The sequence below is a fragment of the Streptomyces sp. NPDC048442 genome (genome assembly GCF_040651475.1).
Classification (GTDB): Bacteria; Actinomycetota; Actinomycetes; order Streptomycetales; family Streptomycetaceae; genus Streptomyces.
On the sequence record NZ_JBEZKB010000004.1, the window covers coordinates 188,698 to 202,583 of the forward strand.

Below are 13,886 nucleotides of genomic sequence, written 5' to 3' on the forward strand. Positions count from 1 at the left end.
ACGATGAACGACGTGACCCTGGCGCGGCGACTCACACCGCACCTCGACCGGGACGTGTACTTCAGCTTCTTCATGTTCACGGCCGATCTGCGCCCGCAGGACTCCCGCTACACCCAGACCCTGATCAACCATCTGAAGGCCCTGACCGAGATGGGCTATGCCGGCTTCGACGTACACATCGCCGCCCAACCCGAAACCGTCGACCACAAGCTCGAACTCGACGGCTACATCGCTCTGCGCAAGGCCTTCGACCAGGCGGGCCTGCGGGAGGCCAGGTTCACCACCAACGTCGGTACCACACGGACCTTCGACCCGACCTCGCCCTACGCGGAACAACGCGCACAGGCCCTCTGGTATCTGAAATCGCGCGTCGACATCACCCGTGCCCTGAGCGGCGGCGGCGACACGATCATGTCGGGCCCGTTCCTCTACCCCTACGGCGTCTTCCCGCTCACGGACGACGGCGAGCCACTGTGGAGCGACGCCCTCCAGGAGTGGATCAAGCCGCGCTTCCAGGCGGCCCGTGGAGTCTTCGAGGAGCTGTCGGAGTACGCCGCGGCCCGCGAGGTGAAGCTCGCCATCGAGCCCGTGAAGAGCTGGGAGACTCCCCCGCCCAACATGGTCTCGGAGGTCCTCGACTTCCTGGAGAAGCTCGAACACCGCCAGGGCGGCGTGACGATCGACACCGCGCAGGTCCTGATGGAGAGCCAGGGCCCCTCGGTCTTCCGGAACAACATCGCGCGCGCCGTACGGCAGAACCGGCTGCATTACGTCCATATCTCGGCGCCGGACCGGGGTGCGGTGAAGGACAGCTGGATCCCGTGGGACGTCGTACGCAACCAGATCGAGCCGGTGTACCACGGGCCGTATCTGATCGAGGTGTTCAACGCGATCCCACCGTTCGTCAGTTCCATGCGGATGGCCCGCAGGCGCTTCTGGCGGCCCGGTGAGGACTACCCGGTGCGGGGTGCGGACAGCGCGTACGACGTCGCGAGGGCGGCGCTCGAGGAACTGCACACGCGGATCGCCGCGTAGCCCCGTCCCTGTCTTCTGCCCCGCCCCGTATCCGTATCAGGGAGGTCCTGGATGCCGGCTCAGCTGTCGGACCCCATCGTCATGGTCGTGAAGCAGGCGGGCGACGTCCGCGTGCACACCTTCGTCTCCTCGTTCGGCGACGGCCACCTCGCGAACGCGACGCACATCGTCGAGTCCAGGAACTCCCTCGTACTCGTCGACGGACAGTTCCTCGCCCCGTACGCACGGCAGTTCCGGGCGTACGCGGACAGCCTGCGCAAGCCGATCGACCGGCTCTACCTCTCCCACCGGCACCCCGACCACTGGTTCGGCCTGGGTGCCGCGTTCCGTGACGTCACGGTCTACGCCCTCTCCGAGACCATGACCTTCATCCATGAACACGGGGAGGACTCCCTCGCCGACCACTGGAAGCTCGGCGGCCTCCTCACGGAGCACGTCGTCGTCCCCAAGCAGGTCGCCAGTCCGGGAGAGGAGACGATCGACGGGGTGGCTTACGTCCTGAACCGGGTGACGGACACCGAGACCGACTTCCACCTCACCCTCGGACTTCCGGAACTGGGCGTGTACTTCGCCCAGGACCTCCTCTACAGCGGCACCCATCTGTATCTGACCTCGCAGCTCGGCCGCTGGATCCGGGTGCTTCAGGACCTCCTTGTCTCGGAGTACGAGCTCTTCCTGCCGGGCCACGGCCTGCCCGCCGACAAGAACGAGGTCGCCCGCAACATCGAGTACCTGGAGGCCGCCCGGCAGGCCGCCGGCGACGGCCTCACGGGCACCGCCTTCAAGGACTTCATGCTGCATCGGTATCCGGAGCGCAAGTGCCCGGCCATTTTCGACATCTACCTGTCCCGACTTTTCGGCGGTGCACGCGAGTACTGACCACTGATCACAGAGGAGTTACGCCATGCCAGAGCGCTCCACCGTCGGGCGGTACCTGATAGACCGGCTCCACCAGCTGGGTCTTGACCACCTGTTCGCCATCGCGGGCGACTACTCCATCGAATGGCTCAACCGGTACGTCGCGCCGAGCGGCGTCGAGCTGATCGAGGAGGTCAACGAGGTCAACGCCGGCTACGCGGCGGACGGTTACGCACGACTCAAGGGCATCGGCGCCCTGTGCGTCACCTACTCCGCCGGCGCGCTGTGCGCCGTCAACGCCGTCGCCGGTGCCTATGTCGAGAGGGTGCCGCTGGTACTCATCAACGGCACGCCGAGCGTCAAGAAGACCATCGTCTTCGAGCAGACCGGCTTCAGCGCACACCACTTCATCTCCGGCCGCGCAACGGACATGCAGTGCTTTGAGCACATCACGGCCGTGTGCATCCGCATCGACAGCCCGGACCTCGCACCCGGCCTGATCGACCACGCCCTGCGCACCTGCATCAGCGAGCGCCGCCCGGTCTACATCGAGCTGCTCCAGGACATGATCGACCTCGAGTGCGAGCCCCCCAGGGGCACACTCGAACCGGCCAGGCCCCTGTCGGACCGGGACAGCCTGAAGCAGTCGGTCGAGCGGATCCGCGCCCGGCTCGAAGCCGCCGAGAACCCGCTCGTCTGGGTGGGTCCCGAGGTCGACCGGTACGGGCTCCAGGACAAGACATCGCGCCTCATCCAGCAGCTGAACATCCCCTTCGTCACGGAACTCCTCAGCAAGGCCGTCCTGTCCGAGGACGATCTGCTGTTCGCCGGAGTGCTCGACGGCCAGGCCTCGTCCGAGACCGTCCTGGAGCTCGCCGCCACCTCGGACTTCGTCCTCGCCCTCGGCGTGTGGCTGACGGACATCAACTCCCTGGGCTGGGAACCGGATTACGACAGGACCGCCTTCGCCTCGTTCGAGGCGGTCAAGCTGGGCACCTTCTTCGGCGGCCACGTCGCCCTCGAACACCTCCTTGACGGCATCCTCGCGGAGAAGATCAGGCCCAAGTCCCGGAAACTCCCCGAGCGCCCCGCCCGCAGCGCGCCCGCCGTGAGCGACTCCGAGATCATCACGTACCAGGGGTTCTACGAGTACGTCCAGCGGTACATCGACCGGAACACCGTGATCAGTGCCGACGCGAGCATGAACTACTTCGGGAGCCTGCTGCTCGACGTGCCCGCCGCGGGAAGCTTCATCGTCCAGTCGTCGTACTCCTCGATCGGCTACAGCGCGCCGGCCGCGACGGGAATCTGCCTGGCGAAGAAGCCGAACCAGCGGGTGATGGTGTTCCAGGGCGACGGCGGCTTCCAGATGACCGCCCAATGCCTCTCGACACAGACCAGGTTCAAGCTCGATCCCATCATCTTCGTCATCGACAACGGCGTGTACGCCGTCGAGCAGTGGCTCGCCGATGCGGGGGTCTTCCACTCGGGCGACGCCTTCTACAAGCCGTGCGTCCTGCACCGGTGGAACTACAGCCGGCTGTCCGAGGTGTTCGGCTGCCAAGGGTGGGAGGTCGGCACGTACAGGGAGCTGAAGGAAGCGGTGGCGGGGGCTCTGCAAAATTCGGGCAGCCCGTCCATCATCCAGGTCCGGGTGCCCGACAAGAGCATTCCGGACAACGCCTTGTGGAAGACCGAGTAGCAGAGGGCCGGGCGGCTTCCGCCCCGGCCCCCGAGGGAGGAACCGGCGATGACCGGACGACCCGAACTGCCCGCGCAACCCGTTGTGTACGAGGTCAACACCCGTGTTTGGCTGCGTGAATCCGTGAAGACGGCGACCCTCGCCGACGTGCCCGCCGACCTGTGGGACGAGATCACCCCGCCCGGCACGGACGCCGTCTGGCTGATGGGTGTGTGGGAGCGCAGCCCGGCGGGGCGCGCCATCGCCCTGGCCGACCCGTCCCTGCGCACCGCCTTCGAGAGTGCGCTGCCGGGCGTCAGTGAGCAGGACATCGCCGGCTCCGCGTACTGCATCCGGAACTACACCGTCGACGAGGCACTCGGCGGGCCGGAGGGCCTTGCCGTGGCCCGGAGCGAACTGGCCGCGCGAGGGGTGGGGCTGCTCCTCGACTACGTGCCCAATCACGTCGCCCCGGACAGCCCCTGGGCGACCGAGCACCCCGAGTACTTCGTCCAGGGCAACGCTGAGGACGCACGCCGCGACCCGGCAGGATTCCTGGACACCGGGAAGGCCGTCCTGGCCCGCGGCCGCGACCCCTACTTCGCGCCCTGGCCCGACGTCGTCCAGCTCAACGCCTTCGCTCCCGAGCTGCGCCGCGCCACCACCGACACCCTCACCGAGATCGGCCGGCAGTGCGACGGCGTCCGCTGCGACATGGCGATGCTGCTGATGAACGACGTCTTCGCCCGCACCTGGGGCAGCCGCGCGGGACCGGTCCCCGACACCGACTTCTGGCCCGAGGTCATCGAGGCGGTGCACCGCACCCACCCCCGCATGATCTTCGCGGCAGAGGCGTACTGGGACCTCGAATGGCCCCTCCAGCAGCAGGGGTTCGACTTCTGCTACGACAAGCGCCTCTACGACCGGATCCTGCACGAGAGCGCCGCCTCGGTCCGCGCCCATCTGGGTGCCGGCGAGGACTACCAGCGCCGCCTCGTCCGCTTCCTGGAGAACCACGACGAACCGCGTGCCGCCCTCACCCTCGCACCCGACAAGGAACGTGCCGCCGCCGTACTGATCGCCACCCTGCCCGGCGCGACCCTCTGGCACGAGGGCCAGTTCACCGGGCGCCGGGTGCATCTGCCGGTCTTCCTCGACCGGCGTCCCGACGAGGCCCCGGACCTGGAGCTCCGCACTTTCCACGAGCGACTCCTGACCGCCGTCCACAGCAGTGGCATGCGGTCCGGCAGCTGGCAGTTGCTGGCGGCGCACGGCTGGGGCGACAACGACAGCGCCGACGGACTCGTCACCTCCTGCTGGACGGGCCCGGCCGGCCACTTCCTGACCGTGGTCAACCTCTCCGGCCGCCAGGCCCAGGCCCGCATACCGCTGAACTGGCCGGAACTCGGCACGGGCGCCTGGGAGTTGACCGGACTGATGGACGACAGCCACTACGAGCGCTCGGGCGCCGACCTGCAGGGGAGCGGCCTGTACGTAGACCTGCCGCCATGGGGGAATCACCTGCTCTCCGTCGCCGCGGCGTGATCCGCACGCGGCCAAGGACGGCGGGATTTCCGCGCGCAGTCGGGCCAAGCGGTTGAGTGCCGGCCAATTCCGCGTGAGGGTGTGGCCTGTGGCGAAGGAAGGGATGACCTGTCATTGCCGCCACACCCCCACCTCCTTTCTCGATGACGGCTCTTGATGACGGCGGGAGTCGGTGTCCGACCGAGTCTGCGATGTCAGTCTGTTCCGAGGTCGGTGGGGCCTTGCGGTGGGACTGTGGGGTGTTCTTGTGCTGCGGGTGGCTGTTCCAGGGGCCGTCGGTGCCCAGGAGGGTGCGGAGGGATGAGGTCCCCGGGCGGGGTGCAGCCGCGATGCAGAGAGCGGACGGGTACCGGAGCGGGCGGCGCGTACGGCGCGGTGTTTGCCTGTCCGGTGACCACCATGGACGCTCCGCTTCGGCATCAAGTCAAGTGGGGGTGCGGGTGTTGTAAGAAGGGCCGGTCAGACGGTTATGGCTGGTCAAGAGAGCGTCGGTCGGTGGGGCGGCTGGTGGGTCGGCAAGAAGCCGGGTGCGGATCTGTTCGACGCGGGCGGCCCCAATGTGCAGATGGGTACGCAGCCGTCAAACGCTCACCGGCCGCCCGGTCTGAGTCCGCACTTCCGCGTCGAGCACACGGGCGCGAGCCCACAGATCGGTGTCCGTCGGCCCGGCGCCAGCCGGTCGGACGTGGTCGGTCGGGTCGACCTGTTCAGGTGTGCCGGGGCCCGTGGTGGGCCCGGTACCGCCCAACGGGGCCGTAGCCGCATCCCGGTCGGTTGACGGTCCGGGTGCGGTTGGGCGCGGCGGAGCGTTCAGCGAGAACGGATCCGGCAATGGGGCAGTCAGTGGGGTGAACGATACCTGTCCCCCACGAATCACCCCGCTCACAACCGAATTCATCGTGCCGTAGAACGCGCAACCATCTGGGCCAGGGCTCCGCCGGGCAGGAAATCACGCAAGAGGACGTGCAGCTGGTTGACGGTCCGCACCCGGCTGGGCCTGGGCGAAGTTGCCTCGTCGCTCGTCAAGCAGGGCGAGTGCGGTGGGTGTGACCGACGGCGCCCCCGCAGCCCGCGTTGACTGCCTCACGGGCGTCGGAGACGCGGGTGTACGTGAAGGGATGCATGACAGCGGTCCCCACTTCCGGCGGGCATCCGGCCCACCCGCCAACTCCCGTACCTGGGCCACGGCCCGCGCCACCCCGCCCCTCACCCCCGAACCATCCCCTCCCCTTCCCCCATCCAAGACGGCTTCAACAGCCGAGCATCGAGCACCAGCCCTGGCCCCCGCATCGCGTACCCCTTGCGCCGGGCGTACTGCTCCCAGTGAAAGATCTTGTACGCCAGTCCTTCCGGCGCCCCGAAGTCGCTGTGCTCCCAGGCCGCCTCCCATTCCTCGGCCCCGCGAACCAGCGGATGCCCAGCCACGGCGAGATGCAGGGCCAGGGTGCCCACCTCGTCCATGAGATCCCACCGTGCCCGGCGTTCGTCGACATCGGTCCGCAGAGCGCCGGGCAATTCGTCGAGGACCAGCAGACCGCCGTCCCTCCCGGCACGCAGCACGGGTCGCAGGCGCCCGTCCCGCCTGACGAAATAGGTGAACTCCCCCGCCGTGCTGCGCACTTCGTACGGTGCACGGTGCCGACTGCGCTCAAAGACGAGGTCGTGCTTCCACATCGCCACGCGCATCCTCCGGGCGAGGTAGTAACGGACCGGCGCCTGCCACAGCCAGTCCGTGCTCAGCCGGATGCCGTTCAGCCCTGCCGCGCACACCGCCGCGTAGACCGCGTCGAGCACGGCGCCCGCGATCCCACGCCCTCGCATGCCCGGGCGGACGTACAGCGACCCCAGGCCGAGCATGTTCCCACCGCGCGGCATCGTGTCCACCGTCAAGGTCCCGATCGGGCTGCCGTCCGGACCCGTGATCCAGTAACCCCGGTGAAACTCCTCCCACCGGTCACCACCCCACTCCCGCACCCCCAACCGCTCCCGCGCCCGTGCCTCACCCCGGGCGCCGAGAGTCCCCGCCTCCAGGACCTCGCCCTCCCTCAGTTCAAGAAGAGACACCAGCTCGAATCCCCGGAACCGCACGGACTCCTCCGCCGCGACCACCCGCAACCCCGGCACACACGCCAGCAGTTCATGCGCCTTCTCGATCTCCGCTTCGAGCCTCATACCTTCACGTTAGAGGCCCCCTCTGACAACGCCCGCCCCGTCCTGGTCCCACTCACTCCGCACCCGACGACGGTGAGCCTGCCAGCTCAATCTCCACCACGAGTGCCCAAGCCAGCTCTTCCCGGCCACCGGACTCCACCCACCGGCGGAGATCCACGTCGAACTCCTCAGGATCACACCCCGCCCACTTCGGCACCTCGCACCGCATCCGACTGATGACCAGGCCAGGACCGGAATACCGGACCACCATCGAAATGTCGCCCCAGGGAACGGTCTCGACCACGAGCCCCTGGCACCCGTGTACCCGCAGCCCCTTTCCCAGGCCCAGGACAAACCGCCTTCCGTCCCCGAGCACGACGATGACCTCAGCATCCTTGCCGTTGCCGATGAGCATGAGCTCTTCCAGCGGCTCCCCCTGCAACGGCACATCCGTCATGGTCGGATCCGGCGCGGAGCTCCCGAAGGAGAGATGCCGGCGGACGCTGTGCCTGTGACTGTGATCCTGCATGAAAGTATTCTGGCGGCTCGGGCCGTGCGAGGAGAGTCCCTCACCACAGTCGCCCCACGGTTCACCCCCACTACCGGTGCCGCTACCCGGCCGTCACGGCCGAGTCCGGTCGATCCGGTCGGCCCGGACGGCGTACGCGGCGGGACCTCCACGGGCGACCGCCTCGTGGATGGCCTTCTCGCTGCGGTGCAGCCTCTCGATCATCTCCAGGGTGCGGAGCTGATGGTTGTCGAGGTAGAACAGCACCGCCGCCCATAACCGGACCGGTTCGATCTCCTGGCCCCGGGTCTTGATCCGACCTGCCGATGTAGCACGAATCAAGTCCGCACTGCCTTGGAGCAGTTGGTTAGCATCTTCTGGCATTCGAACCGTGGTTGCAGGCGCAGGCCCACCATTGAACCCTGCGCCCGCACTGGGGACTGAACGACAACGTCACCAGCCGCACGGACTCACAGGCCTGGGAGCAGGGCTGGCGGGCAGGGTGGGCGGCGCGATGCTCCTCCTCCTGCTCGTCGTGTTCTGGTCCCAGATCTGGATGTACGTCGCCATCGCCCCCGCCTCCGCCTCCGCCTCCGCCTCCGCAGTAACAGGCGGCACCCTCTGGTGGCTGTCGCGCACGAACCGGCTCCTGCGGCAGCGGGACCACACCTGGCGGCAGGCCGATGCCGTCCAGGCCGGGCACCGTATCTGAGATGCAAAACTCGCCACCCACATGACCCGCGAAGAGATCGCCCAGCTCGTGCATTCCGCCGTCGATCTCGGCGCCCTCGTCCGGCAAGCGGACCTCAAGGACAAAGCCGCGATCTACCAGCAGCTCGGGCTCACCCTCACCTACGACTCCGGACAACAAAAAGTGCGGGTTGAGATGAATCTCAACCCGCACTGTGCGGTAACCCGTGGGCTACCAGTTGGTGTCCGAGGGGGGACTTGAACCCCCACGCCCGATAAAGGGCACTAGCACCTCAAGCTAGCGCGTCTGCCATTCCGCCACCCGGACAAGGTGTCTGTCGTTCGGGGCTGTTTTGTGCTGTCCCGTTCCGACATGGAAAACAATACCAGGGGTTCGGGGTGGGTTTCACCTGCGTTTGACGTGGTCAGTGACCTGCGGCTGCCTTGTTGAAGGTGATGTGGTCGTCGTTGTGCTGCCAGGCATACAGGGTGTTGCCGGACGTATACGCGTAGTAGAGGCCGCAGCGGAGGGTGGCCCTTCTCGCGGGGCTGCGACGGGCCGTCCTCGGGAGGTGTTGGGCCGTATGGGTCAGGCCAGAGGACTGTTGTACGTACGACTGAGGTGGCATGCGGAGGGGTGTCCGCCCAGGGGGTGCGGTGCGGCCTAGCTTCGCGGGGTGAGTACTCCAAGCGGTTCGCGCTACCGCAGGCCACGCGCCCTCTCGCCGCTGCGCGAGCATCTGCGGGACACCTTCTGGTTCGCGCCCACCGCAGGGATGGCGATCGTGGTGGTGCTCTGGGTGCTGGCGTCATTCTTGGACACCGAGATCGTCACGCTCCTGCAGGCCGACCGGGACTTCGACGCCGTCGCCGGGTTGATCGGGTTCGCCGAGGACGCCAAGACGATCATCACGAGCGTCAGCTCCGCGATGATGACCTTCATCGGTGTGGTCTTCAGCATCTCGCTGGTGGCCGTGCAGATGGCCAGCGGGCAGTTCAGTCCGCGGGTGGTGCGGATCTTCGTACGGAGCCGGATCACCAAGCTGACGTTCGCCGTGTTCCTGGCGACGTTCGTGCTGTCGCTGTTGGTCATGGGCGCGTACGACGGCGAGACCGATCCCGAGCTCGTGAGTTCCGTGCCGTTGGTGCAGAGCGCGCTGACCATGGTGATGGTGGGCTTGAGTCTGCTGCTGTTCATCGCGTACGTGAGCTCGACGCTGCGGCTGATGCGGGTCAGCCATGTCATCGACCGGATCAGCCGGGAGTCCATGGCGCTGTTGAGGAGGCCGGAGTGGGCAGGGACGTGGGAGACGGGCGGGGCCGGGGGCGAGGGCCAGGGTGAGGGTGAGGGGCTTGGGGAGGAGGTCGCGCGGTTCGCGCACCAGGGGCGGGCCGGGGTGCTGCGGGACGTGCACATCGCGCGGCTGGTACGGGTGGCTCGGCGGCGGGGTGTGGTGCTGCGGTTGATTCCGCGGATCGGGGACTTCGTGGTGCCGGGGACCCCGATGATCGCTGTGCATGGTGGGAAGGGTGTGACGCCGAAGGCCTTGCGGTACTCGGTGTCCGTGGGGGTGGAGCGGACCTTTCACCAGGATCTTGGCTTCGGGCTGCGGCAGTTGGCGGACATCGCGCTGCGTGCGCTGTCGCCCGCGGTGCACGATCCGACAACGGCCGTGCAGGCGCTCGACCGGATCGTGCAGTTCCTGTCGGCGGCCGCGGAGCTGCCGCTGGGGGCGCTGTGGCACCGGGACGCGAAGGGGGTCGTGCGGTTCGTGCAGGACGTGCCGGGGTGGGCGGATCTGGTGGACCTGGGGCTGAGCGAGATCCGTGGGGCCGTGATGGGCAACCCGCAGGTGTCGCGGCGGATGATGGCGGGCGTCGAGGACCTGTTGCTGCTCGCGCCGGAGGGGAGGCGGGAGGTGTTGCTCCGGCACCGTGCGCTCCTGGTGGAGACGGTGGAGCGTACGGTGCCGGATGCTGCCGAGCGGGAGTTCGCGCTCACGGCCGATCGTCAGGGGATCGGGTGAGCGGCCCTCGCAGGGCCTCGCAAGCCCTCGCAGGTCCTCACAGGTCCTCGCAGGCCCCTGCAAGCCGCCGCAGCCCCCGCAGCCTCGTCGGCCTCGTCGGCCGCTTCGCCTCCTCGCCCGCCGTTGCGTGTCAGTCGCGGCGCTCGCGCAGGGAGTGCAGGTGGGCGCTGGACTTCCGGGCGAAGGCGAACGCATCGGTGGGGTTGTCGTGTTCGACCTGCCAGTGGTGGTCGCGGCGGCCGTGGTGGGTGCGGTTGACCGCGGAGATGAAGCGTTTGTAGTCGATGTCCCCGTCACCGACGTCGGTCATGCGGTAGCCGTCGCGGGCGGCCGCGTCGTGCTCGCCGTCCTTGACGTGGAAGAGCGGGTAGCGGTGGGGCTGCTTGAGTACGTAGCGGAGCGGGTCGAAGGGGGCGGGGGTGCCGTCGGCCCTCTTCGAGAAGCGGAACTGGCCCACGTAGGCCCAGTAGATGTCCATCTCCAGGTGCACGAGGTGCGGGTCGGTCTCGGCGAGGAGCACGTCGTAGAGGCGGGTCCCCGGCTTGTCGGTGGCGAAGGAGAATTCCTCGGCGTGGTTGTGCTGGTAGAACTTCATGCCGCGCTCGCGGGCCGCTTCGCCGTACGTGTTGAACTCCTCGGCGCAGCGCTTCCAGCCGTCGACGGTCGTGCCGTAGCGCCAGGGCCCCGACGCGGTGCCGATGTGCTGGAGGCCGAGGGTCTGGGCGTCGTCGAGGACCTTGTTGAGGTTCTGGGCGAAGGTGTACGCGTTCGGGTTGTTGTCGTAGTAGCCGACGTGGCTGCCTATGCCGCGCAGGCCGTGGTCGCGGGTGAGGCGGCGGAGTTCGGGCAGGGTGAGGGGGCCGGCCGAGCCCTGGGTGTAGCCGGCGTACTCGACCTCGTCGTAGCCGTAGAGCGCCAGCTCGGCGAAGACCTTGGCGAAACCGAGGGCCGCGACCTTGTCGCGCAGAGAGTAGAGCTGCACGCCGAGGCGGCCGGGCGGGAGTACGGGCTGCCCGCCGTGGCCCTTGTCGCGGGAGGCCTGCGGGGCTTCGGCGGCGAATGCCGGAGTCGCGGCCGCGCCCAGGAGGGCGGCGGCGGTGGTTCCGGCGGCCACTCCGAGCATGTTCCGTCTGGAGAGGCGGTGGGTGAGCTCGGGGTCGTGGGCCTTGCTGGTGTGGTGGGGCATGCGGGCTCCTCGTACGGGTTTGGGTTGGGGACGCGTGGGTGTCACTGCAGGCCCGCCAGGTGGAGCAGCAGGGCCTTCACTTCGGTGGCTGCGGTGCGGCCGGTGAGTGCGTGGGGGGTGGAGCAGAGGATGAGCGGGCCTTCGTCGTCGCTCGCGGGGAGGCGGCCGTGGCTGCCGCGGATGGGTGTCGGATCCAGGGGGACCACCGCCATCCGGTAGCGCATGCCGAGCTTCTTGCGGGCGACAGCGGCGGCTGCCCTGAGTCGTACGTACGGGTCGAGGGGGTCGAGGAAGAGCTCGACCGGGTCGTAGCCGGGCTTGCGGTGGATCTCGACGAGCTGGGCGAAGTCCGGGGCGCGGGCGTCGTCGAGCCAGTAGTAGTACGTGAACCAGGCGTCGGCGGCGGCGACGGCGACCAGTTCGCCGGAGCGGGGGTGGTCGAGGCCGTACGCCTTCTTGCCCTCGTCGTCGAGGAGTTCGGCGATTCCGTCGAGCCCTTCGAGCGCGGCCCGTGTCGCTTCGAGGTCTTCGGGGCGGCGTACGTAGACGTGCGCGATCTGGTGGTCGGCGACGGCGAACGCCCGTGAGGTCATGGGGTCCAGGTACTCCATGCCGTCCTGCGTGTGGACCTCGATCAGGCCGGCGCGGCGCAGGGCCCGGTTGATGTCCACGGCGCGCGAGACCCGGGTGATGCCGTATTCGGAGAGCGCGACGACGGTACGCCCCTCGGCCTCGGCGTCGTCCAGGAGGGGCGCCATGACGGCGTCCAGGTCGGCTGCGGCGCGGTGGGCCCGGGGGTCGTCGGGGCCGTAGCGCTGGAGGTCGTAGTCGAGGTGCGGGAGATAGCAGAGGGCCAGGTCGGGGTGGTTCGTACGGAGGATGTGGCGGGTCGCGCCGACGATCCAGCGGGAGGACGTGAGGTCCGCGCCCGGCCCCCAGAAGTGGAAGAGCGGGAACGTGCCGAGTTTCTCGGTCAGCTCGTCGTGGAGGGACGGGGGGCGGGTGTAGCAGTCGGGTTCCTTGCGGCCGTCGGCGTAGTAGACGGGGCGGGGGGTGACGGTGATGTCGGTGTCGGCGCCCATCGCGTACCACCAGCAGATGTTGGCGACGGTGTAGCCGGGGTGGGTGCGGCGGGCGGCGTCCCAGATCTTGTCGCCGGAGACCAGGCCGTTGTGCTGGCGCCAGAGGAGGACTTCGCCGAGTTCGCGGAAGTACCAGCCGTTGCCGACGATGCCGTGCTCGGCGGGGGTGGTGCCGGTGAGGAAGGTGGACTGGGCGGAGCAGGTGACGGCGGGGAGGACGGTGGTGAGGGGGGCCTGTGAACCGTTGCGGGCGAGCCTCTTGAGGCGGGGCATGTGGTGGAGGAGGCGGGGGGTGAGGCCTACGACGTCCAGGACGAGGAGGGGGGTGAGGGCCGGCGCTGGGGTGGGGCTGCTGTGGGGCTCGGGGAGCTCGGGAGGCTGTTGGGGCGGTCGGGTCATGGGAGCTCCTTCAGGCCCAGGTCGGTCAGGAGGTCGCGGGCGAGGGTGAGTTCGGCGGCGATGCCGTCGGCGAGTTGGGCGCGGGTACGGGGACGGAGCTCGGGCGGGAGGGCCTGCCAGGTGTAGGTCTCGACCTCCAGGTGGTGGGTGAGGGGATGGCCGGAGGGGTGGGCCATGAGGTGAGCGAGGGCGTCCCGGAGGACGGAGAGGGTGGAGGTGAGGGGCGGGGCGGGCGAGGTGTGGAGGGGGACGTGGAAATGGGCTCGCCAGGGGGTGGCGGTGGGGAGGGAGGTGGTGGTCAGGGCCTCGGGGAGGTCGTCGGTGCCGTGGAGGGTGTGGGTGTGGGGAGGAGGGTTTGGCGGGAGGGCGGGGGCAGTGGGGCGGCGGGAGGCTTCGGCGGTCGCGGGGACGTGAGAGGGGGTGGGGGTGGCGGTCGCCGGAGAGCGGGCTGGGGTGGCGGTCGCCGGAGAGCGGGTGGTGGCGGCCGTGGAAGGGCGGGCGTCGCCGGCAGCCGCAGAGGAGTCGGCGCCGACAGCCGTAGGAGGACGGTCGGTAGCAACCGCAGGAGAGCAGGCGTCGGCAGTCGCAGCAGGACGCAGAGCGGCGGCCGAGGAAGGGCAGGCGTCACCGGCAGCCGCAGAGGAGTCGGCGCCGACAGCCGTAGGAGGACGGTCGGTAGCAACCGCAGGAGAGCAGGCGTCGGCAGTCGCAGCAGGACGCAGAG

13 protein-coding genes, 1 tRNA gene and 1 pseudogene are annotated in these 13,886 nt (G+C 68.8%); 7 read left to right on the forward strand and 8 right to left on the reverse strand.

The window, feature by feature from the left end; all coding sequences use genetic code 11:
* Positions 1–3: 3 nt before the first annotated feature.
* The 4 genes from AB0D18_RS08610 to AB0D18_RS08625 are packed head-to-tail and all read left to right on the forward strand — an operon-like array spanning position 4 to position 5,119.
* Positions 4–1,035, forward strand: coding sequence for a TIM barrel protein (locus AB0D18_RS08610; protein WP_362414358.1), 1,032 nt, complete (start codon positions 4–6; stop codon positions 1,033–1,035).
* Positions 1,036–1,086: 51 nt separating this feature from the next.
* Entirely contained in the window at positions 1,087–1,914 is an 828-nt protein-coding gene (locus AB0D18_RS08615) for an MBL fold metallo-hydrolase (protein WP_362414359.1), read from the forward strand.
* Between the two features lie 25 nt (positions 1,915–1,939).
* Complete coding sequence (locus AB0D18_RS08620) at positions 1,940–3,595, forward strand: thiamine pyrophosphate-dependent enzyme (RefSeq protein WP_362414361.1); 1,656 nt, start codon at positions 1,940–1,942, stop codon at positions 3,593–3,595.
* 48 nt (positions 3,596–3,643) lie between these two features.
* The gene (locus AB0D18_RS08625; RefSeq protein ID WP_362414363.1) at positions 3,644–5,119 is read left to right on the forward strand and encodes an alpha-amylase family glycosyl hydrolase; all 1,476 of its coding nucleotides are present in this window, start codon (positions 3,644–3,646) and stop codon (positions 5,117–5,119) included.
* A 1,206-nt stretch (positions 5,120–6,325) separates the two neighbouring features.
* On the opposite strand, the gene AB0D18_RS08630 is transcribed toward AB0D18_RS08625, so the two are convergent.
* The 3 genes from AB0D18_RS08630 to AB0D18_RS08640 all read right to left on the reverse strand — a co-directional run bounded on the left by AB0D18_RS08630 (position 6,326) and on the right by AB0D18_RS08640 (position 8,120).
* A complete protein-coding gene (locus AB0D18_RS08630) occupies positions 6,326–7,291 on the reverse strand; it encodes a GNAT family N-acetyltransferase (RefSeq protein WP_362414365.1) in 966 nt (321 codons plus the stop codon).
* A gap of 52 nt (positions 7,292–7,343) precedes the next feature.
* A complete protein-coding gene (locus tag AB0D18_RS08635) occupies positions 7,344–7,727 on the reverse strand; it encodes a hypothetical protein (protein ID WP_362414367.1) in 384 nt (127 codons plus the stop codon).
* A 165-nt stretch (positions 7,728–7,892) separates the two neighbouring features.
* Positions 7,893–8,120, reverse strand: coding sequence for a hypothetical protein (locus AB0D18_RS08640; protein ID WP_362414369.1), 228 nt, complete (start codon positions 8,118–8,120; stop codon positions 7,893–7,895).
* Between the two features lie 172 nt (positions 8,121–8,292).
* Here AB0D18_RS08640 and AB0D18_RS08645 point away from each other — a divergent pair, with 172 nt between their 5' ends.
* Positions 8,293–8,490 (forward strand): hypothetical protein, encoded by a 198-nt coding sequence (locus AB0D18_RS08645; RefSeq protein WP_362414371.1) that lies wholly within the window; start codon positions 8,293–8,295, stop codon positions 8,488–8,490.
* A gap of 21 nt (positions 8,491–8,511) precedes the next feature.
* Positions 8,512–8,730 carry a hypothetical protein gene (locus tag AB0D18_RS08650; RefSeq protein ID WP_362414373.1) on the forward strand — a complete coding sequence of 73 codons (219 nt, stop codon included), beginning with the start codon at positions 8,512–8,514 and terminating at the stop codon, positions 8,728–8,730.
* Here AB0D18_RS08650 and AB0D18_RS08655 read toward each other — a convergent pair.
* Both AB0D18_RS08655 and AB0D18_RS08660 read right to left on the reverse strand, forming a co-directional pair.
* Positions 8,709–8,796 (reverse strand) — tRNA-Leu (locus AB0D18_RS08655). The genes AB0D18_RS08650 and AB0D18_RS08655 overlap by 22 nt on opposite strands.
* A gap of 97 nt (positions 8,797–8,893) precedes the next feature.
* Positions 8,894–9,097: a hypothetical protein gene (locus tag AB0D18_RS08660; RefSeq protein WP_362414375.1), complete on the reverse strand. Its 204-nt coding sequence runs from the start codon at positions 9,095–9,097 to the stop codon at positions 8,894–8,896.
* Between the two features lie 48 nt (positions 9,098–9,145).
* Here AB0D18_RS08660 and AB0D18_RS08665 point away from each other — a divergent pair, with 48 nt between their 5' ends.
* A complete protein-coding gene (locus AB0D18_RS08665; RefSeq protein WP_362414377.1) occupies positions 9,146–10,495 on the forward strand; it encodes a DUF2254 domain-containing protein in 1,350 nt (449 codons plus the stop codon).
* 130 nt (positions 10,496–10,625) lie between these two features.
* Here the strand turns inward: AB0D18_RS08665 and AB0D18_RS08670 are convergent, their stop codons facing one another.
* From AB0D18_RS08670 to AB0D18_RS08680, 3 genes and pseudogenes are all read right to left on the reverse strand, one after another.
* Positions 10,626–11,681, reverse strand: a complete 1,056-nt coding sequence (locus tag AB0D18_RS08670) for a sugar phosphate isomerase/epimerase (RefSeq protein ID WP_362414378.1) — start codon at positions 11,679–11,681, stop codon at positions 10,626–10,628.
* Between the two features lie 41 nt (positions 11,682–11,722).
* Entirely contained in the window at positions 11,723–13,162 is a 1,440-nt protein-coding gene (locus tag AB0D18_RS08675; protein ID WP_362414380.1) for a nucleotide pyrophosphatase/phosphodiesterase family protein, read from the reverse strand.
* Positions 13,159–13,886 (reverse strand): annotated as a pseudogene (locus tag AB0D18_RS08680) (hypothetical protein); the annotation flags it as partial. The pseudogene AB0D18_RS08680 and the gene AB0D18_RS08675, both read right to left, overlap by 4 nt.

Bases quoted from the DNA above. Each gene is read 5' to 3' on its own strand.
- AB0D18_RS08660 (WP_362414375.1), bottom strand. From the start codon at position 9,097: ATGCCACCTCAGTCGTACGTACAACAGTCCTCTGGCCTGACCCATACG.
- AB0D18_RS08645 (WP_362414371.1), top strand. From the start codon at position 8,293: ATGCTCCTCCTCCTGCTCGTCGTGTTCTGGTCCCAGATCTGGATGTAC.
- AB0D18_RS08630 (WP_362414365.1), bottom strand. From the start codon at position 7,291: ATGAGGCTCGAAGCGGAGATCGAGAAGGCGCATGAACTGCTGGCGTGT.
- AB0D18_RS08625 (WP_362414363.1), top strand. From the start codon at position 3,644: ATGACCGGACGACCCGAACTGCCCGCGCAACCCGTTGTGTACGAGGTC.
- AB0D18_RS08615 (WP_362414359.1), top strand. From the start codon at position 1,087: ATGCCGGCTCAGCTGTCGGACCCCATCGTCATGGTCGTGAAGCAGGCG.
- AB0D18_RS08650 (WP_362414373.1), top strand. From the start codon at position 8,512: ATGACCCGCGAAGAGATCGCCCAGCTCGTGCATTCCGCCGTCGATCTC.
- AB0D18_RS08610 (WP_362414358.1), top strand. From the start codon at position 4: ATGAACGACGTGACCCTGGCGCGGCGACTCACACCGCACCTCGACCGG.
- AB0D18_RS08635 (WP_362414367.1), bottom strand. From the start codon at position 7,727: ATGACGGATGTGCCGTTGCAGGGGGAGCCGCTGGAAGAGCTCATGCTC.
- AB0D18_RS08620 (WP_362414361.1), top strand. From the start codon at position 1,940: ATGCCAGAGCGCTCCACCGTCGGGCGGTACCTGATAGACCGGCTCCAC.
- AB0D18_RS08670 (WP_362414378.1), bottom strand. From the start codon at position 11,681: ATGCCCCACCACACCAGCAAGGCCCACGACCCCGAGCTCACCCACCGC.
- AB0D18_RS08675 (WP_362414380.1), bottom strand. From the start codon at position 13,162: ATGACCCGACCGCCCCAACAGCCTCCCGAGCTCCCCGAGCCCCACAGC.